The organism is Brucella sp. NBRC 113783 (assembly GCF_040372265.1).
Taxonomy (GTDB): Bacteria; Pseudomonadota; Alphaproteobacteria; order Rhizobiales; family Rhizobiaceae; genus Brucella; species Brucella teleogrylli.
Genome location: NZ_BAABRX010000002.1, coordinates 283,461 through 304,456 on the forward strand (window position 1 = coordinate 283,461; position 20,996 = coordinate 304,456).

The window sequence follows — 20,996 nt, forward strand, 5'->3', positions numbered from 1 at the left end:
GTCATGCGTAGCGGTCGCATCGCGGTTTTCGGCGGCGGTCCGTCCGGACTGATTGCAACCGAAAAACTATCTGCCCTCGGATACGCCGTGACCGTCTACGAGCAGATGCCGACGGTTGGACGGAAATTTCTGCTGGCTGGAAAATCCGGTCTCAACATCACCCATGCGGAAGATTTCGCGGTCTTCGCAAGCCGTTTCGGCGCGGCCAATGCCCGGCTTCTGCCAATGCTGCAAAAGTTTGGGCCTCAACAACTACGCGACTGGGCTGACGGGCTTGGCGCTGAAACCTTTGTGGGGTCCTCGGATCGGGTGTTTCCCAAGGCGATGAAAGCATCGCCGCTTCTGCGCGCATGGGGACGCCGTCTGGAAGCGCAAGGCGTGCGGGTGCTGACGCGTCATCGCTGGGTGGGCTTTGAAGGCAATAGGCCTGTTGTGGAAACAGCCAAAGGCCGCGAAACCGTCGAATGCGATGCTGCGCTATTTGCTTTTGGCGGCGGAAGCTGGCCTAAACTCGGTTCAAATGGCGCCTGGATGCCGCATTTTGCCGAGAAGGGCATTACGATTGCGCCGTTGCGTTCCGCAAATTGCGGATTCGATGTTGCCTGGAGTGAGCATCTGGTGAGCCGTTTTGCAGGCGAACCGGTCAAATCCGTCACCATCACAAGCGTTGCGGGGACCACACAGGGCGAGTTCGTCGTCACGAAAACGGGTGTGGAAGGAGGCCTTGTTTACGCGCACGCAGCCGCCTTGCGGGACGCGCTGGAAGCAGACGGGCGGGCCGATCTGGTGCTCGATCTTGCGCCAGGGCGTAGCGTTGAGCGGCTCAAAGCCGATCTGGAACGACAGGACAGCAAGCTCAGCTTTGGCAATCTTTTGCGGAAGGGCGCTGGCTTGACCGGCGTGAAGGCAGCGCTCGTTGCTGAATATCTGCGCGATAAAAATCCTGACAAGCTGGCGCATGCCATCAAGGCGCTTCGCGTCCCTTTGCTGCGTACCCGTCCGATAGATGAGGTCATCTCTTCGGCTGGCGGTATCGTGTGGGATGAGATCGACCAGAATCAGATGTTGCAGAAAATGCCCGGCCTCTTTGTTGCCGGTGAGATGGTCGATTGGGAAGCACCCACCGGCGGCTATCTTTTAACGGCCTGTTTCACAATGGGCGTTGCCGCAGCCGAAGGTATCGACGGCTGGCTACAGGTATCCTGAGCGAACTGAAAGCTATCTGGAAAATGGCGCACCCGACAGGATTCGAACCTGTGACCTCTGCCTTCGGAGGGCAGCACTCTATCCAGCTGAGCTACGGGTGCAAACTGGACGGCTGAAAGCCTGTTCTGCCGCGTTTCTAGCTGAACCGGGCAATCGCATCAATGACTTATTTTCATAAACCAAGTTAAATCTGACGCGCGGTGCATGAATCGCCAATTGGTTCTGTTGTCTATGGATGAATAGGCCTCAGGTCATAAAACTCCCGGCCAAATGGTCAGCCGGGAGCTTGAATTTTGAAAGCTTTATGCGTGATGTTTGGCGAGTTCGCTTCCGCCATTCCTTGCCCGCAGTCCGATCAGAACGACGATGGCAAGCGCACACAGAAGAGCCAGAACGTAGAACCCGGCATCGTGATTGCCGACGGCGACATCGGCCCAGTTCTTGATCTGCGGCGCGAAGAATGCACCCAAATTGCCGATGGACACGATAAAGGCGATACCGCTTGCCGCACCCACACCACCGAGATAGCGCGTCGGGAGGCTCCAGAAAACCGGTTGCGATGCGGTCAGTCCGGGCACGGCGATGCAGGCCGCAATCAGCATGATCCAGGCATTTCCGGTCAGACCGATCATCGCCAAGGCGATGGTGCCTGCGGTGACCATCAGAGCGCAGATGAGCCGGTGTTTGCCGGTATTATCCGCAAGCACGGTGAAATAGCGGGTTGCTATCACCGAACACAGCCACGGCAGGCTCAACAGCGTGCCGATCAAGAGGTTCATTTCTCCACCCGATGCCGCGTCCGCGAATCGCGAGGGGAAATAGAACGTGAGCGGTGCGGTACCAATCTGCAGGAAGAAGTAGATCGCGATAAAGGCCCAGACTCTGGCGTCTTTCAGAACAGAAAGTGCCGAATGCTTGTGCGTATTCTCCTTGGCGGCTTCTTCCGCCTTCACAACGGTCGTCAGCGCATCTCGTTCTTCCGGCGTGAGCCAGCTCGCCTTTTCGGGCCGGTCGGTCAGGTAAAAGAGCGCAATGATGCCCATGAGTGAGGCGCCAAGACCTTCGACAAGGAACATCCATTGCCAGTTGGTGAGCCCGAATATGCCGTGATGCGTGAGAAGCCAGCCGGACAGGGGGCTGCCCAACACCAGCGCCAGAGGGACGCCGAGATAGAACAGGCCCGTCGCCTTCGCGCGTTCCTTCGCTGGGAACCAATAGGTCAGATACAGCAGAACGCCCGGATAGAAACCAGCCTCGCAAACGCCCAGCAAAAAACGCAGCGTGTAGAACACCGTTTCCGTATGGGCGAACATCATCGCCGCCGATACAAGCCCCCAGCTGATCATGATGCGGCTAAGCCAGAGCCGCGCGCCCACTTTGTGCAGGATGATGTTGCTCGGCACTTCAAACAGCGCGTAACCGATGAAGAATATGCCCGCTCCGAAAGCATAGGCTGCATCGCTTAGGCCCGTATCGAGCTGAAACTCCTTCTTGGCGAAGCCGATATTCGCGCGATCAAGAAAGGCCATGATCAGCATCAGCGCCAGAAATGGCAGCAGTCGCCGTGTGGCCTTCCGAACAGCGCTATCAATATGTGTAGCACTCATTCCGGTGTGTCTCCTCCTCATCACCTCAAGAATGCGCGCACGCTAATGTAAACTCGTATATGGATAAAGGCTGTAAATATAAATAAAAAGAGACACAGATGAGGTTTCAGGGGCGAAAACCTATTCGAAGAGCCGGGAAAAGCGGACTAATCTAGCAATTAATTTATATACAAATAGAATTTAGTTCTAATGAATTTCTGATGCTGTAAACAAATACAACAATTCGTAATATGGCGTGTTGTCTCAATGATTGCACCATATGCGCTGCGGAACACGCGGTTTTATCCGCGATTTGGGCCGCGTTAGACCTGCAATCTCCAGCTTCAAGGCGTCTGAAATTCAATTTTCTCGTCCCGAAAGCCGGTCGCCTTGTTTTTGTGAAGATTTGGACGCGCGGATAAGTTTCAGGATTCTACGCTAACGACAGAGCCAACCCGTGCGGTTATCGTCAAGCATCTAATAAAGGGCATCCGAAAACACTGTTCAAAGTGGCTGCTGCTATGCGGTCGCTGGGGGAGGTCCTTTGCATTTGAAGAATTGACATAAACCGGATGAGTATCGCGGGAGGTTTTTGTGAGCATCATCTTCAAATCGTCGAGTATATTCGCAGAGCGCATGTCTACGCGCCGCATTCTTGTCGCCGGCGGTGCAGGATTCCTAGGTTCGCATCTTTGCGAGCGACTTCTGCGCGAAGGCAATTTCGTTATCTGCGTCGATAATTTTTCCACGGGGCGCATCGAAAATCTGCGCAATCTGTTGCGCTATGACACGTTCAGCTTCGTTCGCCATGACATTGTGCACCCGCTCGATCTGCCGGTTGATGAAATCTACAATCTGGCATGCCCGGCTTCGCCACCGCATTACCAGGCTGATCCGGTTCACACGATGAAGACGAGCGTTATCGGCTCGCTCAATCTGCTGGAACTGGCCGCTCATTATCAGGCCCGGATTTTCCAGGCTTCGACATCGGAAGTCTATGGCGATCCGCAGGTGCACCCACAGCCGGAAACCTATTGGGGCAACGTCAATTCGTTCGGTCCACGGTCCTGCTATGACGAGGGCAAGCGTTCGGCTGAAACGCTGTTCTATGATTTTCATAAGCAATATGGCGTTGATATCCGCATCGTGCGCATCTTCAACACCTATGGTCCGCGCATGCGCCCGGACGATGGCCGCGTCGTTTCCAATTTCATCGTACAGGCTCTGAAGGGTGATGACATCACCATCTATGGCGATGGCTCGCAGACGCGTTCCTTCTGCTATGTCGATGATCTCATCGAAGGCTTCTGCCGCCTGATGGGCAGTCAGCCTGCCATCCACACGCCGGTCAATCTCGGCAATCCCGGCGAATTCACGGTGCGGGAACTGGCGGAACAGATCATCGCTCTGACCGGTTCGTCATCGCGGATTGTGCAGCGTCCGCTGCCAACCGACGACCCGCGCCAGCGTCGGCCAGATATCACCGTTGCCAAGCGCGAGCTTGGCTGGGAACCGGCGATTGCCCTCACTGAAGGGTTGAAATCAACGATAGCCTATTTCGAGCGCCAACTGGTCCGACCTTCGGGAGAGCTTGTTGAGGTGGCATGATGACCAGGCAAAACGTACTCGTTGCCGGCGGTGCTGGCTTTATCGGTAGCCATACGGCCAAGCTTTTGGCCGGGCACGGATTTTCTCCGGTCGTCTACGACAATCTGTCGACCGGTCACAAGGCTTCGGTACGTTGGGGCGAATTCGTCGAAGGCGATATTCTCTCGCAGGAAAAGCTCATCGCGGCGATCGAGACTTTCGATCCCGTTGCTGTCATCCATTTTGCGGCTTCGGCCTATGTCGGTGAATCCGTCACTGACCCGGCAAAATATTACCGGAACAATGTCTGCGGCACGCAATCGCTTCTGGAAGCGTGCCGTTTGACGGGCGGACGTCCGGTTATCTTCTCGTCCAGCTGTGCGACCTATGGCATCCCAGATCGCTTGCCGATCCGGGAAGGCGAGGTGCAACGTCCGATCAATCCTTATGGGCGGACCAAGTTGATCGCCGAACATATGCTTGCCGATTATTCGACAGCCTATGGGATGCGTTATGCGGCGCTGCGTTATTTCAATGCGTGCGGCGCGGATATCGATGGAGAACTGGGCGAAAAGCACGATCCCGAAACGCATCTTATCCCGCGCGCCATGCTGGCGGCGGCTGGTAGCGCTGATGCGCTTGAAGTTTTCGGCGATGATTACGATACGCCGGACGGCACCTGTATTCGCGACTATATCCACGTTGTCGATCTGGCGCGGGCCCACGTGCTGGCCGTCGAACATCTGGCGAATGGCGGCGGCAATCTCGTTCTCAATCTCGGCACCGGACGCGGCACATCGATCAAGGAAATCGTCGATGCCATCGGGCGGGTAACGGGACGTGAGGTGCCGGTAGAAATGGGCGCGCGCCGGGCAGGCGATCCGCCAGCGCTTTACGCCGATCCGACAGAAGCCGCCGCAAAGCTCGGCTTCACGACGCTTCATTCCGATCTCGATACGATCATTCGTACCGCTGCTCCGTTCTTCGGTCTGGAGGCGCGATCATGAAAACGCCTCGAATTCCTCCGCTCACGGACAATCATGAACCCTTGCTGACACCCATTTTCACAGGCCGCAAGCGGGTGGAATATATTATCGGCATCGTTCTCTGGGCTATGGCCATTGCTTATTTCTGGCAATGGTGGCTGATCAGCGCCGAACATATCCATCCGGTCGGTTCTGTTCTGGTTACGGCGCTTTTGGCCTGGATAACCATACTGCCGCTCTATTTCATCCTGATTTTCTTCCACGCGGCGCGCCCGACCGGCCCGTTACGGCTGCCGAAAGGAAGCCGGGTGGCCATGGTGGTCACCAAGGCACCGTCCGAACCGTTTGAAGTCGTGTCGGAAACATTGCTGGCCATGCTGGCTCAGAATGTCCCGCATGACACCTGGCTTGCCGATGAAGATCCGTCACCATCAACGCTGGCATGGTGCCGTGAGCATGGTGTGTTCGTATCAACGCGCAAGGGACGCGCCGATTATCACCGGCAGACATGGCCGCGCCGCACGCGCTGCAAGGAAGGTAATCTGGCGTTCTTCTACGATCATTACGGCTATGAACGCTATGACTTCGTATCGCAGCTCGATGCGGACCATGTGCCAGAGCCGGATTATCTCTACAACATTCTGCGTCCATTCGCAGACCCGGCAATCGGCTATGTTTCAGCGCCAAGCATTTGCGATCGCAACGCCCATGAAAGCTGGTCGGCACGCGGACGTCTCTATGTCGAGGCGAGCATGCATGGCTCGTTGCAGGCGGGGTACAATGGCGGCTTTGCGCCTGTGTGCATCGGTTCGCATTATGCAGTTCGTACAGCGGCTTTGAAGGAAATCGGCGGCCTTGGCCCCGAACTTGCAGAAGATCATTCGACAACCCTGTTCATGAATGCGCATGGCTGGCGCGGCGTTCACGCACTGGATGCCATTGCCCATGGCGATGGTCCGCGAACCTTCGGCGATCTGGTAACGCAGGAGTTTCAGTGGTCGCGTAGTCTGGTCATGATCCTTTTGCAGTACACGCCGAAGTTGATCGGTCGACTGCCGCTGCGTCTGAAGTTCCAGTTTCTGTTTTCACAGGTCTGGTATCCGCTCTATGCCTTCTTCCTGGCTATGACCTTTCTGTTGCCGATCATTATCCTTGCCTATGGCGATAATTTTGTCAGCGTCACATATCCGGATTTTCTGCTTCACTTCATGCCGCAGTCGCTGATGATTTTGTTCCTCGCGTTCTGGTGGCGGTCGAGCAAGACGTTCCGCCCGGTCGACGGCAAGATTTTCAGCTGGGAAGCGATGCTGTTTCTGTTGGCGCGTTGGCCATGGGTATTGGCTGGAACCTTCGCAGCATTTCGGGACTGGGCAACGGGTTCATTCGTCGACTTCCGCGTTACGCCGAAGGGCTCATCAGAAGTCGATCCGGTGCCGTTCCGAGTGCTTGCACCCTATGCCTCCATCTCCATGCTGTCGCTTGTTCCGGTTCTGTTGGTCGATGACGCTGATCAAACACGCGGCTTCTACGTCTTCGCCATCATCAATGCGTGCTTCTACCTGTTTTTGATCGGCATGATCATTGTGCAGCACGCACATGAAAACAAGGTGCGGATGCAAAGCCGGTTCTATCAGCCGGTCCTCGCAAGCAGCTTCATGGCGCTTGTCATGGTCACAGGTTTCACGACCGCTGAACGGGGCCGCGACGGCATTGAAGCGCTCACCTGGGGCACATTGAGCTTTTCAGTATTCGACGACCAATTCTCGGTAGCCGGAGCAGGCGTCGGCGGACGCGACACGCACAAGACAATATTCAACCCACGTTGGCGCGAGAACCCATTGGGCGGCACGCGCAGCGAAAACAACTAGCGGAGAGGCGGGACTTGTTATGAAGATCGCTGTTATTGGAACGGGATATGTCGGTTTGGTCAGCGGCACCTGCTTCGCTGCCTGGGGACATGAGGTTGTCTGCGTGGACAAGGACGCGCAGAAAATCTCCGGACTGGAACGTGGTATCGTGCCCATTTACGAGCCGGGGCTGGACGAACTGGTCGAACGCAACTTCGCCTTTGGTCGTCTCAGCTTCACCTGCAATCTGGCCGAAGCCGTCAAAGGCGCAGAGCTTGTGCTTATCGCCGTCGGTACGCCCGCCCGGGCTGGCCATGGCGATGCAGACCTGTCTTTCGTCTATATGGCGGCACGCGAATTGGCGCCGCTCATCGATGACAATACGGTTGTGGTGGTGAAATCCACCGTTCCGGTCGGGACCGGTGATGTGGTGCAGAAGATCATCGGCTCGGTGCGCAAGCCTGGAACATTTTCGGTTGCATCCAATCCGGAGTTTCTGCGCGAAGGTGTTGCCATCCGCGACTTTCTGGAACCCGACCGCGTGGTTATCGGCGTCGAGGACGAGCGTGCGCGCAAGCTTCTGGTCGCGCTTTATAGCGCTGCACTCGAAGCAAACCAGACGCCCATCGTGGTGACGCAGCGCCGCACGTCCGAACTGATCAAATATGCGGCCAATGCGTTTCTTGCCACCAAGATAACTTTCATCAACGAACTCGCCGATCTCTGCGAGGAAGTGGGAAGCGATGTCTCCGATCTCGCTTTGGGCATGGGGCTGGACAAGCGGATCGGCACCAGCTTTCTAAATGCGGGTCCGGGCTATGGCGGCTCCTGTTTTCCAAAGGATACCATTGCGCTTCTGCGCACGGCGCAGGACCACGGCGTAGCGCTGCGTCTGGTCGAGGAAACCGTGACAGCCAATGAAGCGCGCAAGCGCCGCATGGCGCTGAAGGTCATGGATGCGCTCGGCGGCGATATCGAGGGCCGCACCATTGCCGTGCTTGGCCTGACCTTCAAACCCGATACGGATGATATGCGCGATGCGCCGTCCATTCCGCTGATTGAAACCTTGCAGCGTTTCGGCGCACGCATTCGTGCCCATGATCCGGTCGGCATCGAAAATGCACGCCGCATCCTCAGCGATGTGGAGTTTTGCGAGAACGCCTATGACTGTGTGGCCGATGCTGATGCCGCCGTTGTCGTGACCGAATGGGACAGCATTCGCAAGCTTGATCTCGTTCGCATGAAGCGGCTAATGCGCCAGCCGGTTCTCATAGATCTCAGAAATGTCTTTTCCCGGGCGATGGCCGAAAGGCTTGGCTTTCGTATTTCGACCATCGGTCGCCCCGTTCATCTGCGGCAGGAAATAAAACCAATAAACTTGCTGCCGCAGGCGCGCGTCCGCCCACCACAAGAACCCCCGGCGGGCGCGCGCAATCTCAAAATCGTGGGAGGATCAAATGAAGCTATCGATGTTTGATACCGGCCGCTATTTCAGCCGCCGGAGCAGGCTGTCCCTTACAACTCTTGCCCTGATGGCTGGCCTGACCGGTCTCGCAGCAGGTGCTGCCGAAGCTGCGACCATGCCCGGTGATAATATCCCCGCCGGGACGCGCGTGATGACGCCGTTTGAAATCTACGTGCTTTACCGTGACAAAAACTGGCAATGGGCCGATGGCTCCGGCCAGATGGTGAGTGCGGATCGTCGTTTTACGGCGCGTGTCGATGGCGAAAAGGGCAAAGCCTGGGCGGAAGGTCGCTGGATGATCACCAAGACCGGGCGCATGTGCTTCAAGGCTGACTGGCACACCGAAAAAGGCAAGTTTCCGGCGAAGACGTGCTTTTCGCACCGTATCGGCGATGGAGCAGTCTATCAAAAGCGCGAGCCCAACGGCGTCTGGTACGTCTTCCGTCACGCTGACGGTCGTGTGGAAGACGAGGCGCGCAAACTCATATCCATCAGTCTTGCATCGGAAAAAAAGAATGGCGAGCTGACAGCGGCGGAAGCCGCCCAGCAATCGCCAAAACAATAGAAGGGAGGGGGCCATGAAAACCCCTTACAAGATAGCTTCGATATTGCTCTGCGGAGCATTCGTTACCAGCGCTGTCTATGCCGCAAGCGGGGTTTCCGGTGCGACGGTCGATACGCGCAATCTGTTCCACGACAAGCGCCCGGTGATAACACCGAAGTCGATCACGCCCGGCGCTTACGACCCGCACGGGGATTATACCAATGATCCCAATTCGAAGATCGAACATCTGTTCTTGCCATGGGAAGATGTGGATCTGACAAGCCTCAGCGCAGCTGATGCCTATGCGCGGGAGCGCGGTCGTGATCTGCTGATCACCATCGAGCCATGGTCATGGGCGCGCGACTGGCGTGTTGCGCCGGATGCGCTCCTGAGCGGAATCGTCAATGGTCGCTACGACTCCAACATGGGTGCCGTCTGTTCGGCGGCGTCAAAACTGAAAAGTCCGGTGACTATTCGCTGGGCGCAGGAAATGGACGACAAGACCGGCCAGTTCACATGGTCCTATTGGTCGCCGCAGGGGTATATCGCTGCTTACCAGCATGCCGTGAAGGTCTGCCGGAAAACTCTGCCGAACGCCAAATATATGTGGTCGCCGAAGGGAGACGAGGGACTTCAGGCCTATTATCCGGGCGACGCCTTCGTGGATGTGATCGGCCTGTCGGTGTTCGGCTACGAGCCTTATGACAAGCTGGAGGTCGGGCGCCCCACGAGTTTCGTCGAACGCGCAAAGCCCGGTTACGACCGCGTGGTGGCCTTCAACAAGCCGATCGTTATTGCGGAACTCGGTTATGAAGGCAGCGACGACTATGTGCGGGCATGGGCTGCGGAGGCAAACAAGCCTCAGCCCGAATTCCCGGAGCTGACAGCCGTTGTCTATTTCAATGACCGCGAAGTCTATCCGTGGCCAAGGGGTGTCGGGCGGCCTGACTGGCGCGTCGCGAACCATCCGTTGGATTAACCGAAACTCGAAAGATTGGACAGGAAAGCAAAATGGTTTCGATCCGTTTCACAGCTGTGAGTGCGGCGCTGTCCGTACTCCTCGTGGCAGGTGTCGCCGAAGCTGCACCGAAGCCAAAAGCAGATGACGTAACGGCCAAGCTGGCCGCTGCCGCTTCGCCAATGTCCGCACAGGCGCTTGAGGCGATCTATGCGGGCAAAACATGGAAATGGAAGGACGGCGGCGGCTTTTTCTCTGCCGACCGACACAAACTGGCGGCCTGGTCCCAAAAGGGAAAAGCCTGGTCCTATGGTGAAGGACGCTGGTACGCGACCGACGGCGGCAAGCTCTGCATGCAGGCTTACTGGCGCAATAAATCCAGTGGTGGCGGCGGAGATATAAGCTGCTTCCTGCATCGCGAGAAGGCAGGCGTGATCTACCAGAAGCGCTCCATTGGCGGCGACTGGTACATATTCCGGAACAACCCTTCGAAGCCGACGGATGAAGCACAAAAGCTCGTGCGGGGCGATCTGGTCAGCAAAGGACTGATGCGAATTAAGGCGTCAGCCAAATAAATCCCAGGCGGGGAACCGGCTCGCCGACTTCGTGCGTTAGGAGTGCATGAGCGGAGTTGGCGGGCTGGTGGTCGTTAGAAGCCGACATTCATGTCCCAAGGATGCGAATGTCGGCCCCGGGTTACGAACATTATTAGTCACGCATAAAACAGCGTGACTTTTGCCCAAAGCCGCTCGGTGTGCAGACATAGGGAGTACCGCTATAATACTGCGAAGCCGAAACCTTGACGACCTTGCCCATCGGGTTCTTGTTGTAACGGACTTCGTTATTGACGCGATACTTCACGAGGTAAACGGACTGCGTGTCATTCTTCGGTTTGTATTTGTCTTTGGCCTGCGCATTTGCAGAAAGACACAAAGAAGCTGCAAGACCTATCGCGGCCGTTGCTGCCCATTTTACGCTTTCACGGCGTACAGCATTGAAAAATACATTGTTCATGCGACTGCCTCCTGTTGGTTATTTTGGAGGTGTTTTAGCAAGAGCGATTTAATATTCCTGCCGGAAATTCCAGACAATTTTCATCAAATGGGACGCAGCCGCATATATCCCATGAAAGGCGTATGCCTGTCCACTGTTAGCTAATACTAATATACGAAGGGGTATGGAGCATTTGAGGGAACACTGCGTGGCGACTGGTTATTTTGGATTTTGCCGCTACACCAAGATGACTTTTAAAATGGAGTATCAACGCCAAGTTTTCGCCGACTTTATACATAAAACGAATTTAATATTTCGCCCGCGAATTCGATTTATTTAATTTTCCCAAATGTTATCATCTAGGCCTAAAGTCTAAGGCGAAGTGCATCGCTTGGATCAAGCGGTGAAATCAAGGAATTGCCGTGACGTCCGACAATGACAAGACCGCGCAAGATTTTGAGTTGGAATTTGTCGAGCGCCGACAATCAGTGCGCGTGCCGGTTTCTCCCTTGGGCGAAATTGCTGGCGGAAGCAACCTTCTGGAACCTTTGATCTTCACCACGGAATGTTATGAACCCTCCGAACAATTTGCTGCCTGGCAACAGCACATGCTGCCCTTGCTGGACATGCGCCTGCCGGATGGAGTTCATGCCAGCGACGGATTTCTAGCATCTCAAACGGTGTGGAATCTGGGTGGCATGCTCCTCATCCAGCAGTCCGCACCGGCTTTCAGCTATGAGCGCCCGAAGGAAAAGGTGCGTTTCAGCACGATTGATCACTGGCAGATCGGCTTTTTGCGCAGCGGCCACAGCTGGACCGGCGTTGATGGGCGTGTGGCGGAAAATGAGCCGGGCATGATCGACGTGCGCTCGCTCGGCTATCCTTTTCGAGGGCGGGCCATCGCTTCAGAGTCCGTTTCCCTGATCATCCCCGTCGATCAGTTTGCCGGACGCGGCGGCATGCCTGAATCGAGTAACAACGTCACTTTGGGCGGCTACCGCGCCAAATTGCTGATCGACTTCGTTTCGAGCCTCGAAGACGGTCTCAGCCGGGTCACCAACGAAGATTTGCCGGCATTGCGGGATAGTCTGCGACAGATCATATTTGACACCATTGCGCCGCTAGTAAAGAAAATCGACGTCAGCGAGCAGATTTCCCAGTTGGGATTGATGACAAAGGCGCGGCGGTTCATCCAGAAAAATCTTATGTCGCGGGATTTGACGCCGGAAGCGTTGAGCCGTGAACTGGCGATTTCGCGCACGCATCTTTATCAGCTCTTTGAAGGGTCAGGCGGCGTGCTGAATTATATTCGCCAACGGCGCTTGTTTGCGGCTCATACCATGCTGGCGGATGCATCCGAAAATCGAAAGGTTGCGGATGTCGCGCTCGCTTTCGGGTTCGATTCCGCTGCTAATTTCACGCGCGCATTCACACAGCAGTTCGGCTATAGCCCCAGCAGTGTGCGGAAGCCATCGTCAAGGACCGATGCGGTGGCAGACGCGCATCAGGATCAGGCCCAGCCTTCGACATTCGAAACATTGTTGCGAACGCTTGCCATGTACGAGGCATGAAAGGAATATCTGGGCGAGAGCAGGCGAACAGGCATAAAAAAGGCGCCAGCGGCGCCTTGTTTTATGAACTGATCATTCTTCCGACCCATATGAGTATACACGCCCCGACGAAGCCTGAAATCAGATAACCGAGCCAGCCACCGAAGGACACGCCGAGCAGACCGAACAGAAAGCTCGCCACTGCAGCGCCGATGATACCCAAAATGATATTCATGAATATGCCGGTGTTGCTATTCATGAAATTGGAAGCAATCCAACCAGCAAGGCCGCCGATGATGATGGCAGCAATCCAGCCCACGCCTGCACCGCTCATATGATCCACTCCTCTAATCCGGTCTCGACAAACGGCATAGCCATCTGCCGAACCTTGAAACATGCCTTTCGAAATCATGCCCACAAGGCGGGCTACACTCGGAAAACAGGCACGTAAGACAACAGGTTTTCAAAAGCGTCCCAAAAGCACGGAAACACTTCACAAAATCGGATCGATCGTTCGAACTATCGACAGACGCCCGGAACATCTGCTTATCTCTTCAGATAAACTTGCCGCTCCAAGCGTCTGTTTATAAACGTGTTATGCGGCCAAATGTTCCCATTGGCCGCAAAATATCAAAGCCCGCTTGGAACAATGCCGCCATTGTCCTTGAGCTTCTGAATGACCTGCTTGTGCAGCCAGACATTCATCGTCGCGGAATCGCTCGTGTCGCCGGTATAACCAAGTTCCTTGGCAAGTTCCTTGCGGTGTTCAAGGCTGCTGTCGAGCCCGAGCGCCTTCATCAGATCGACGATAGATGCTTTCCAGTTGAGCTTCTGGCCGCTTTTCGCCACCGCTGCATCAAGCACAGCGCTGACATCGACAGAGCCTGTGGCGGCAGGTGCCGACGGCGCTGGCGCTGCGGTCGGGGAAGGTGCTGCTGTTGTCTGGCTTGGTTCGGCGGTTGCGGTCGTTTCGGCGGTAGGTGTCGCTGCTTGTGCCTGACCCCAGATGGCGCCCTTGATCTTGTCGAAAATGCCCATGTCGAACTCCAGTTGTAAAACAGGTGGCCCGACCGGGGGATTGTCACAACAGACGTGGTCGGACACTTCAATCAGCCAAAGGACTGGATGACTGTGCCGAACAGAATGCATTATTTTGCAATTGGTTCCAGACAATATTGCATGTCAGTCTTCGATAACTGAATTTATGTCTGTATATCTTGTTAAGATGAACGACTTCAGCTCGAAATAAAGGGGGTTCGCTCAGTCTGGTGAATATAATAGTGCTCGATCGCAACATCAGGAAGTTCGGACAGATAAAATGATTGTCTGTCTGTTGCTTTCGCCGTTCCTTCACCGAACATGTTCACGTTTGATGCGCTCTTCAAAGGCACGGCAACGGAGAGGCCATAAAGAATGGCGCCCCAGATCACGAAGGGTGAGGCCGCAATAAGTACGAATATGTACTGAGCTGTTTCCATGTTGGTAATTTTGAGGTCATAGCCTGTAAACGTCAAAGAAAAGACGACCTCTTCAGGGCATGTCAGGCGCTTTGATTTGCCAATCTTTGCTGGAAAGAGGGGAATAAATGTTCAGCTGCTCCGTGGCAGCGCCTTTCAGTTGCCGACACCCGCCATGCGTGTGCTGTTGAATATCAACAATCTACGAAAACAAACGTTGCATTTTCGCCACAATGCGTTGCATAGATGCAACGCTATTGGGTATCATGGTTAATATGAACGCAGCGAATCTGACCACGGATATGGATAAGACGGAGAAAACGTCGCGCAAAGGCGAGGGGCGCAGGCTTCTTGCGTTGCCCGGTATTATCACCGTCGTTTCGGCGCTGATAACGGCGTCTATTTCCTTTGCGATCCTGATCGGCATTACCCCGATCACCCCTGACCGCACAGTCACGCTGGCCTTGGTCATCATCAATGTCGCGTTGATTTTGTTCCTGATTTTGCTGATTTGCCGTGAGGTCTACCGCATCGTAACGGCCCGGCGGTCGGGCAAGGCGGCGTCGCGGCTGCATGTCCGCATTGTCGCGCTGTTCTCCCTGATCGCCGCTGTTCCGGCGATTGTGGTAGCCATTGTCGCATCGGTGACGCTTAATCTCGGTCTGGACCGATGGTTCGACACCAATACGCGCGACATTGTGAATTCCTCACAGAGCCTCACCACGGCCTATATTCGCGAGACCGCGCTCAATCTGCAAAGCACGTCGTACTCGATGCTGCAGGATCTGGATGCGCAGCGTACGCTCTATAGCCTTGATCGGGGCGGGTTCATCGAATTGATGACGCTACAGACGCGTGGACGCGGTCTGCTCGGTGCATTTCTGGTGCGCGAAAACGGTTCCATTGTCGTGAAAAGCGGCACCGGGCTGGAAACGCGCCTGCCGCCGCCGACAGAAGATGCGCTAAAGACGGCGACTGACGGCAAGCCTGTCATCATTCCACCGGGCAACAGTAATTTTGTCGGCGCAATCATCAAGATGCGCGAAATTCCGGACGTTTTTCTCTACACGGTGCGCGCCGTCGATCCGCAGATCCTCGACGCAATGCGCCTGATGGAAGCCAATACGCAGCGCTATCAGGCGATGGATGCGAACCGCATTCCAACCCAGATTGCCTTTGCGCTTTTGTATTTCGGTCTGACACTGATTGTTCTTCTGTCGGCCATCTGGACCGGTATTGCCGTTGCGGATCGTCTGGTTCGCCCGATCCGTCTGCTGATCGGCGCTGCCGATGACGTAACAGCTGGCGATCTTGACGTTTCCGTGCCGGTTCGTTCGTCCGACGGCGACGTCGGCGCTCTGTCGGGTACGTTCAATAATATGGTCGCGGAGCTTAAAAGCCAGCGTAACGAACTGATTTCGGCCAAGGACCAGATCGACGAACGCCGCCGCTTCTCGGAAGCTGTGCTTTCTGGCGTGACGGCTGGCGTCATCGGCATCGAAACCGACGGTTCCATCTCCATTCTCAACCGCTCGGCCGAACATATGTTCGGGGTCGTTTCGGAGGATGCCGTGGGCAAAAGTCTGAGCAGCATCGCACCCGAAGTCGGTCAGGCGTTTGAAGTCGCCCGCACTGCGGACAAACCCGTACATCGCGAGCAGGTGAGCATGACACGCAGTGGTGTGGCGCGCACATTCAATGTTCAGGTTACCGTTGAAGATATTGAATCTGAAGACCATTCCTATGTCGTGACGGTGGACGACATTACCGATCTGGTGCAGGCGCAGCGCACGTCCGCGTGGGCCGATGTCGCGCGGCGCATCGCGCATGAGATCAAGAACCCTCTGACCCCGATCCAGCTTTCTGCCGAACGCATTCGTCGTCGCTATGGCAAAGTCATTACCGAGGATCGCGAGGTCTTCGACCAGTGCACCGACACCATTATCCGTCAGGTTGGCGATATTGGCCGCATGGTGGATGAGTTTTCCGCCTTTGCGCGCATGCCGAAACCGGAAATGCGGCAGATGGATATGCGCGAAGCGTTGCGTGAAGCGTCCTTCCTGATCGAAGTCAGCCGTAGCGATATCAAGTTCGAAAATGATTTCGGCCCCGAAAAGCTGGCTGGCTCTTTTGACAGCCGCTTGATCGGTCAGGCCTTCGGTAATGTCATCAAGAACGCGAGCGAAGCAATTGACGCCGTTGCTAAGGAAGACCGCGGCGAGGGGCATATTCTCATTCGGTCCTACAAGGCGGACGGGCAGTTGTTTGTTGATGTGATCGACAATGGCAAGGGCCTGCCCGGTGACGACCGCCAGAAGCTGCTTGAGCCCTATATGACCACGCGGGAGAAGGGCACCGGGCTTGGCCTCGCCATCGTCCGCAAGATTGTCGAGGATCACGGCGGGCATCTCGAATTGCATGACGCGCCAGCGGATTTCCACGGAGGTCGTGGCGCGATGATACGTATGGTCTTTCCCGATACGCAGGCCGGTACACCCGGCGCTGCCAACGGAAATGATGAGACAAAGATAGCTGGACAGGTGAATTGATATGGCAGCCGATATTCTTGTAGTTGATGACGAAGCGGATATCCGGGAGCTCGTAGCTGGTATTCTCAGCGATGAGGGTCATGAAACCCGTACCGCGTTCGATGCGGACAGCGCGCTGGCCGCCATCGGTGATCGCGTGCCGCGACTGGTTTTTCTCGATATCTGGCTTCAGGGCAGCCGTCTTGACGGTTTGGCTTTGCTGGACGAAATCAAGAAGCAGCATCCCGATCTGCCGGTGGTGATGATTTCCGGCCACGGCAATATCGAGACGGCGGTTTCGGCCATTCGTCGCGGCGCTTATGATTTCATCGAAAAGCCATTCAAGGCGGATCGCCTGATCCTCGTCGCCGAACGCGCACTGGAAACGTCTAAGCTGAAGCGCGAAGTGTCCAATCTGCGCAAGCGCTCCGGCGAAAGCATGGAACTGATCGGCGCATCGCTGGCCATGAGCCAGCTCAAGCAGACCATCGAGCGCGTTGCCCCGACCAACAGCCGTATCATGATCACCGGCCCTTCGGGTGCCGGCAAGGAACTCGCGGCCCGCGCCATCCATGCGCAATCGGCGCGTGCCAATGGGCCCTTCGTGACCGTTAATGCGGCGACGATCACGCCGGAGCGCATGGAGATCGAGCTTTTCGGCACCGAAATGGACGGGGGCGAACGCAAGGTCGGCGCTCTGGAAGAAGCGCATGGTGGTATTCTCTATCTCGATGAAGTTGCCGATATGCCGCGCGAAACGCAGAACAAGATTCTGCGCGTTCTGGTCGATCAGCAATTTGAGCGCGTGGGCGGCACGAAGCGCGTCAAGGTCGATGTGCGTATCATCTCATCCACGGCACAAAACCTTGAAGGGATGATTGCCGAAGGCACATTCCGCGAAGACCTGTTCCATCGGCTGTCGGTTGTGCCGGTGCAGGTTCCGCCGCTCGCAGCTCGTCGCGAAGATATTCCGTCGCTTGTCGAATATTTCATGACCCAGATTGCCGGGCAGGCGGGCATCAAGCCGCGCAAGATCGGTGCGGATGCCATGGCCGTACTTCAGGCCCATAGCTGGCCAGGCAATATTCGTCAGCTGCGCAACAATGTCGAACGCCTGATGATTCTGGCGCGGGGCGACGACGCGGATGCGCCGGTAACAGCTGATCTTCTGCCAGCCGAAATTGGTGACACGTTGCCGCGTGCGCCGACGGAGTCGGACCAGCACATCATGGCGTTGCCATTGCGTGAAGCGCGTGAGCGTTTCGAGAAGGAATATCTGATCGCGCAGATCAACCGTTTTGGCGGCAATATTTCGCGTACTGCGGAATTTGTCGGTATGGAACGCTCGGCCCTGCATCGTAAATTGAAATCACTCGGCGTATAAGCATCTGGTGATTATAGAAGCGGAGCAGTCATGCGGGTGATCGTATGCGGAGCGGGGCAGGTCGGCTATGGCATAGCTGAGCGGCTGGCCGCCGAGGAGAACGACGTTTCGGTCATCGATACGTCGGCGCGTCATATCGAAATCGTGCGTGATACTTTGGATGTGCGTGGGTTCGTCGGCCATGGTTCGCAGCCGGATGTGCTGGCTGCGGCTGGCGCTGACGAAGCGGATATGATCATCGCCGTCACGTTGTCCGACGAAGTGAATATGGTCGCCTGTCAGGTTGCACATTCGGTTTTCAATGTGCCGACGAAGATTGCGCGCATTCGCGCCCAGTCCTACCTTCAGGCTGAATATCAGGACTTGTTTCTCCGCGAAAACCTGCCGATCGATGTGATTATTTCGCCCGAACTGGAAGTGGGCGAGGTGGTGCTGCGCCGCATCGCCTTGCAGGGTGCGACGGATGTTCTGCGCTTTGCCGATGATCGCGTCATCGGCCTGGCCATCGAATGTCTGGAAGAATGCCCGGTCATCAACACGCCGCTCAAGCAGCTGACCGATCTGTTTCCCGATCTCGCGGCAACAGTGGTGGGCGTGGTGCGCAATGAAAATCTGTTCATTCCGCGCTCGTCCGATGAGCTGAATGCAGGCGATCTGGCTTATGTGGTCACCACGCGCGAGCAGGTTCGCCGGACGCTGTCGCTGTTCGGCCATGAAAAGCCGGAAGCGCGCCGCATCGTCATAGCAGGCGGCGGGAATATCGGGCTTTATGTCGCCAAGGCTATCGAAGACCGCAAATGGCAAACCCGCGTGAAGATGATCGAAAGCGACCACGAGCGCGCCTTCACGATTGCCGATCAGCTGAAGCGGACCATGGTGCTACATGGCAGTGCGCTGGATCAGGCTTTGCTGCAGGAGGCCGATATTCAGGATGCCGACCTGATGGTGGCGCTCACCAATCAGGATCAGGTGAATATTCTCTCCAGCATCATGGCGAAACGCCTTGGCTGCAAAAGCAACATGGCGTTGCTCAACACGGTCGCCTATCAGGATTTCACCCACATGGTGGGGATCGACGCCTATATCAATCCGAAGGCGGTGACGGTCTCCAAAATCCTCCAGCATGTGCGCCGCGGCCGTATCCGTGCCGTCTATAGCGTCTATCGCGACATGGCGGAAATCATTGAAGCTGAAGCGCTGGAAACATCATCGCTCGTCGGCGCGCCATTGCGGGATCTCGATCTCCCGGTCGGCTTGCGAATCGGTGCGATCTACCGGGATGGGCAGGTGATCCGGCCCAATGGCGACGTCCGCATCAAGCCGAAGGACCGGGTGGTTATTTTCGCTACTGCGGAAGCTGTAAAGCATGTGGAACAGATGTTCCGTGTCAGCTTGGAATTTTTTTGACCATAGAATTCTGATATAGTTAATTAAATATGAGTGGTATAAGTCTTCAAGCTGCAATCTTGGGGGCTTGTATGGATATTTGTACCTTCTGGTACGGACCTCGCTTGCGCGAGGTCGATCGGATTTGTCTCGCATCGATGGTGATGACGGGCCAGCGTGTGAAGTTATTTGCTTACGCGCCAATTGAAAATGTGCCGTCTGGCGTGGAATTGCATGATGCCAATGCGGTTCTGCCGGAAAGTGCATTCACACGGCTGGATTGCGACTATCCGAATTTTCGTTCATCGCGAACCATTGTGCAGTTCAGCGATATTTTCCGCATCATGCTGATGAAACACCAGCAGGGCGTATGGCTCGACACGGATGTTTTTCTCGTAAAGCAATTCCACCCAGATCCGCAGAAGCCGTATCTTGCGCGCGAAAACCGGTTTCGCGTCGGTGTATCGGCGCTTTACTTCCCGTCGGACCATCCGATTATTGGCGAGTTTGAAGCCTATATGGGCGCGACTTATTCCCTACCGCGATGGCTGGGAGTACGGCGTGGAACGCTGCGACCGCTCTATTACCGGGCAATCGGCAAGGAAGTTACGCCAGCATCTATCGGTATCACGGTTTTCGGCAATGACGGCATTTCACGCCTTGCCCGCAAATACGGAGTTTTCAAAAACGCCGCTCAGCAGGAGAATTTCTATTATTGGGTGGGCAAGGATGCGACCCGTATCTACGATCCTGCCTATGGTCTGGAGCCGCTCAATCATCCCAACTTCATCGGCTTCCATGTTCATAAAAAACACAAGGAAGTTGTTTCATTGCAACCCGGAAGTTTTTACATGTGGATGAGGGATCAGGTTAAGCCTCTGCTGGAACACAATGATAACATTGAGCTTTCAAAGGCAGGCTGACCGACAGCCGACAGGCTTGTGAGCAATATTTGACGCGTGTTCAACAAAAATGTCGGTTGCGCAAAGATTCCCATCCTGTTAACCGAAGCTAGAGGGCGAAGCAGTTGTCTTTCCACAGCAATTGCAGTTCTGTACTGGCGCCTCGCGCTCCGGTGCTTGATTTATGCAAATGCGCATGCTCGTCTGGAGCATTTCCAGCAAAAGTGTCAAACGGTTTTGCTGGTCGAGAAGTGCACGAAAACAAAGAGATAGAGCGGGTTCACCGCTTTGACGTATCGCGAACAGGCTGCTGATCGATTAAAGGAATAAAAACAATGGCTGAACGATCGCAAAATCTTCAAGACCTTTTTCTGAACTCCGTACGCAAACAGAAGATCTCGCTGACGATTTTTCTGATCAATGGCGTAAAACTGACCGGTATTGTGACGTCGTTCGACAATTTCTGTGTGCTTCTGCGCCGCGATGGTCATTCGCAACTTGTTTATAAGCACGCAATTTCGACGATCATGCCGAGCCAGCCGGTTCAGATGTTCGAAGGCGAGGAAGCCTGACGCTTTCCGAATTCCATTCGGGTGTAGCGGCTTCGTCCATCGATG

Annotated in this window: 19 protein-coding genes and 1 tRNA gene; 14 read left to right on the forward strand and 6 right to left on the reverse strand. The window is 55.6% G+C overall.

Annotated elements, in window-relative coordinates:
- The first annotated feature begins 3 nt into the window (after nucleotides 1-3).
- Nucleotides 4-1,206 (forward strand): TIGR03862 family flavoprotein, encoded by a 1,203-nt coding sequence (locus ABWW11_RS06670; RefSeq protein ID WP_109368942.1) that lies wholly within the window; start codon nucleotides 4-6, stop codon nucleotides 1,204-1,206.
- Between the two features lie 24 nt (nucleotides 1,207-1,230).
- On the opposite strand, the gene ABWW11_RS06675 is transcribed toward ABWW11_RS06670, so the two are convergent.
- Together ABWW11_RS06675 and ABWW11_RS06680 are read right to left on the reverse strand one after the other, a co-directional pair.
- Nucleotides 1,231-1,307, reverse strand: a tRNA-Arg gene (locus ABWW11_RS06675).
- 201 nt (nucleotides 1,308-1,508) lie between these two features.
- Nucleotides 1,509-2,813: an MFS transporter gene (locus ABWW11_RS06680; protein WP_109368943.1), complete on the reverse strand. Its 1,305-nt coding sequence runs from the start codon at nucleotides 2,811-2,813 to the stop codon at nucleotides 1,509-1,511.
- 573 nt (nucleotides 2,814-3,386) lie between these two features.
- Between ABWW11_RS06680 and ABWW11_RS06685 the strand changes: the two genes are divergently transcribed.
- The 7 genes from ABWW11_RS06685 to ABWW11_RS06715 are packed head-to-tail and all read left to right on the forward strand — an operon-like array spanning nucleotide 3,387 to nucleotide 10,754.
- Nucleotides 3,387-4,400: a UDP-glucuronic acid decarboxylase family protein gene (locus tag ABWW11_RS06685; protein WP_371830781.1), complete on the forward strand. Its 1,014-nt coding sequence runs from the start codon at nucleotides 3,387-3,389 to the stop codon at nucleotides 4,398-4,400.
- The gene (galE, locus tag ABWW11_RS06690; protein ID WP_109370223.1) at nucleotides 4,400-5,386 is read left to right on the forward strand and encodes a UDP-glucose 4-epimerase GalE; all 987 of its coding nucleotides are present in this window, start codon (nucleotides 4,400-4,402) and stop codon (nucleotides 5,384-5,386) included. Before ABWW11_RS06685 ends, galE begins: the two co-directional genes overlap by 1 nt.
- Nucleotides 5,383-7,233 carry a glycosyltransferase family 2 protein gene (locus tag ABWW11_RS06695; RefSeq protein WP_109368944.1) on the forward strand — a complete coding sequence of 617 codons (1,851 nt, stop codon included), beginning with the start codon at nucleotides 5,383-5,385 and terminating at the stop codon, nucleotides 7,231-7,233. Before galE ends, ABWW11_RS06695 begins: the two co-directional genes overlap by 4 nt.
- 19 nt (nucleotides 7,234-7,252) lie before the next feature.
- Nucleotides 7,253-8,689, forward strand: coding sequence for a UDP-glucose dehydrogenase family protein (locus ABWW11_RS06700; RefSeq protein ID WP_109368945.1), 1,437 nt, complete (start codon nucleotides 7,253-7,255; stop codon nucleotides 8,687-8,689).
- Nucleotides 8,670-9,242: a DUF995 domain-containing protein gene (locus ABWW11_RS06705; protein WP_235858870.1), complete on the forward strand. Its 573-nt coding sequence runs from the start codon at nucleotides 8,670-8,672 to the stop codon at nucleotides 9,240-9,242. Before ABWW11_RS06700 ends, ABWW11_RS06705 begins: the two co-directional genes overlap by 20 nt.
- Before the next feature lie 13 nt (nucleotides 9,243-9,255).
- Nucleotides 9,256-10,200, forward strand: a complete 945-nt coding sequence (locus tag ABWW11_RS06710; protein WP_109368946.1) for a glycoside hydrolase family 26 protein — start codon at nucleotides 9,256-9,258, stop codon at nucleotides 10,198-10,200.
- Between the two features lie 32 nt (nucleotides 10,201-10,232).
- Complete coding sequence (locus ABWW11_RS06715; RefSeq protein WP_109368947.1) at nucleotides 10,233-10,754, forward strand: DUF995 domain-containing protein; 522 nt, start codon at nucleotides 10,233-10,235, stop codon at nucleotides 10,752-10,754.
- A gap of 133 nt (nucleotides 10,755-10,887) precedes the next feature.
- On the opposite strand, the gene ABWW11_RS06720 is transcribed toward ABWW11_RS06715, so the two are convergent.
- The gene (locus ABWW11_RS06720; RefSeq protein WP_109368948.1) at nucleotides 10,888-11,193 is read right to left on the reverse strand and encodes a hypothetical protein; all 306 of its coding nucleotides are present in this window, start codon (nucleotides 11,191-11,193) and stop codon (nucleotides 10,888-10,890) included.
- A gap of 401 nt (nucleotides 11,194-11,594) precedes the next feature.
- Between ABWW11_RS06720 and ABWW11_RS06725 the strand changes: the two genes are divergently transcribed.
- Nucleotides 11,595-12,743, forward strand: coding sequence for a helix-turn-helix domain-containing protein (locus ABWW11_RS06725; protein WP_109368949.1), 1,149 nt, complete (start codon nucleotides 11,595-11,597; stop codon nucleotides 12,741-12,743).
- 61 nt (nucleotides 12,744-12,804) lie between these two features.
- Here the strand turns inward: ABWW11_RS06725 and ABWW11_RS06730 are convergent, their stop codons facing one another.
- The 3 genes from ABWW11_RS06730 to ABWW11_RS06740 form a co-directional block, all read right to left on the reverse strand.
- Nucleotides 12,805-13,056: a GlsB/YeaQ/YmgE family stress response membrane protein gene (locus tag ABWW11_RS06730; RefSeq protein WP_109368950.1), complete on the reverse strand. Its 252-nt coding sequence runs from the start codon at nucleotides 13,054-13,056 to the stop codon at nucleotides 12,805-12,807.
- Between the two features lie 296 nt (nucleotides 13,057-13,352).
- The gene (locus tag ABWW11_RS06735; protein WP_109368951.1) at nucleotides 13,353-13,760 is read right to left on the reverse strand and encodes a DUF3597 domain-containing protein; all 408 of its coding nucleotides are present in this window, start codon (nucleotides 13,758-13,760) and stop codon (nucleotides 13,353-13,355) included.
- Between the two features lie 197 nt (nucleotides 13,761-13,957).
- Complete coding sequence (locus tag ABWW11_RS06740; protein ID WP_109368952.1) at nucleotides 13,958-14,200, reverse strand: hypothetical protein; 243 nt, start codon at nucleotides 14,198-14,200, stop codon at nucleotides 13,958-13,960.
- A 212-nt stretch (nucleotides 14,201-14,412) separates the two neighbouring features.
- Between ABWW11_RS06740 and ABWW11_RS06745 the strand changes: the two genes are divergently transcribed.
- From ABWW11_RS06745 to hfq, 5 genes are all read left to right on the forward strand, one after another.
- Nucleotides 14,413-16,728: a sensor histidine kinase NtrY-like gene (locus ABWW11_RS06745; RefSeq protein WP_109368953.1), complete on the forward strand. Its 2,316-nt coding sequence runs from the start codon at nucleotides 14,413-14,415 to the stop codon at nucleotides 16,726-16,728.
- Nucleotide 16,729: 1 nt separating this feature from the next.
- On the forward strand, nucleotides 16,730-18,091 hold the full coding sequence (ntrX, locus tag ABWW11_RS06750; RefSeq protein WP_124915978.1) for a nitrogen assimilation response regulator NtrX: 1,362 nt from the start codon (nucleotides 16,730-16,732) through the stop codon (nucleotides 18,089-18,091).
- A 30-nt stretch (nucleotides 18,092-18,121) separates the two neighbouring features.
- Nucleotides 18,122-19,498: a Trk system potassium transporter TrkA gene (gene trkA / locus ABWW11_RS06755; protein WP_109368955.1), complete on the forward strand. Its 1,377-nt coding sequence runs from the start codon at nucleotides 18,122-18,124 to the stop codon at nucleotides 19,496-19,498.
- A gap of 71 nt (nucleotides 19,499-19,569) precedes the next feature.
- Nucleotides 19,570-20,400 (forward strand): glycosyltransferase family 32 protein, encoded by an 831-nt coding sequence (locus tag ABWW11_RS06760; RefSeq protein ID WP_109368956.1) that lies wholly within the window; start codon nucleotides 19,570-19,572, stop codon nucleotides 20,398-20,400.
- A gap of 314 nt (nucleotides 20,401-20,714) precedes the next feature.
- A complete protein-coding gene (hfq, locus tag ABWW11_RS06765) occupies nucleotides 20,715-20,951 on the forward strand; it encodes an RNA chaperone Hfq (RefSeq protein WP_002964239.1) in 237 nt (78 codons plus the stop codon).
- The last annotated feature ends 45 nt before the right edge of the window (nucleotides 20,952-20,996 follow it).

Bases quoted from the DNA above. Each gene is read 5' to 3' on its own strand.
- ABWW11_RS06670 (WP_109368942.1), top strand. From the start codon at position 4: ATGCGTAGCGGTCGCATCGCGGTTTTCGGCGGCGGTCCGTCCGGACTG.
- ABWW11_RS06680 (WP_109368943.1), bottom strand. From the start codon at position 2,813: ATGAGTGCTACACATATTGATAGCGCTGTTCGGAAGGCCACACGGCGA.
- galE (WP_109370223.1), top strand. From the start codon at position 4,400: ATGACCAGGCAAAACGTACTCGTTGCCGGCGGTGCTGGCTTTATCGGT.
- ABWW11_RS06695 (WP_109368944.1), top strand. From the start codon at position 5,383: ATGAAAACGCCTCGAATTCCTCCGCTCACGGACAATCATGAACCCTTG.
- ABWW11_RS06700 (WP_109368945.1), top strand. From the start codon at position 7,253: ATGAAGATCGCTGTTATTGGAACGGGATATGTCGGTTTGGTCAGCGGC.
- ABWW11_RS06705 (WP_235858870.1), top strand. From the start codon at position 8,670: ATGAAGCTATCGATGTTTGATACCGGCCGCTATTTCAGCCGCCGGAGC.
- ABWW11_RS06710 (WP_109368946.1), top strand. From the start codon at position 9,256: ATGAAAACCCCTTACAAGATAGCTTCGATATTGCTCTGCGGAGCATTC.
- ABWW11_RS06715 (WP_109368947.1), top strand. From the start codon at position 10,233: ATGGTTTCGATCCGTTTCACAGCTGTGAGTGCGGCGCTGTCCGTACTC.
- ABWW11_RS06720 (WP_109368948.1), bottom strand. From the start codon at position 11,193: ATGAACAATGTATTTTTCAATGCTGTACGCCGTGAAAGCGTAAAATGG.
- ABWW11_RS06730 (WP_109368950.1), bottom strand. From the start codon at position 13,056: ATGAGCGGTGCAGGCGTGGGCTGGATTGCTGCCATCATCATCGGCGGC.
- ABWW11_RS06735 (WP_109368951.1), bottom strand. From the start codon at position 13,760: ATGGGCATTTTCGACAAGATCAAGGGCGCCATCTGGGGTCAGGCACAA.
- ABWW11_RS06740 (WP_109368952.1), bottom strand. From the start codon at position 14,200: ATGGAAACAGCTCAGTACATATTCGTACTTATTGCGGCCTCACCCTTC.
- ABWW11_RS06745 (WP_109368953.1), top strand. From the start codon at position 14,413: ATGCGTTGCATAGATGCAACGCTATTGGGTATCATGGTTAATATGAAC.
- ntrX (WP_124915978.1), top strand. From the start codon at position 16,730: ATGGCAGCCGATATTCTTGTAGTTGATGACGAAGCGGATATCCGGGAG.
- trkA (WP_109368955.1), top strand. From the start codon at position 18,122: ATGCGGGTGATCGTATGCGGAGCGGGGCAGGTCGGCTATGGCATAGCT.
- ABWW11_RS06760 (WP_109368956.1), top strand. From the start codon at position 19,570: ATGGATATTTGTACCTTCTGGTACGGACCTCGCTTGCGCGAGGTCGAT.
- hfq (WP_002964239.1), top strand. From the start codon at position 20,715: ATGGCTGAACGATCGCAAAATCTTCAAGACCTTTTTCTGAACTCCGTA.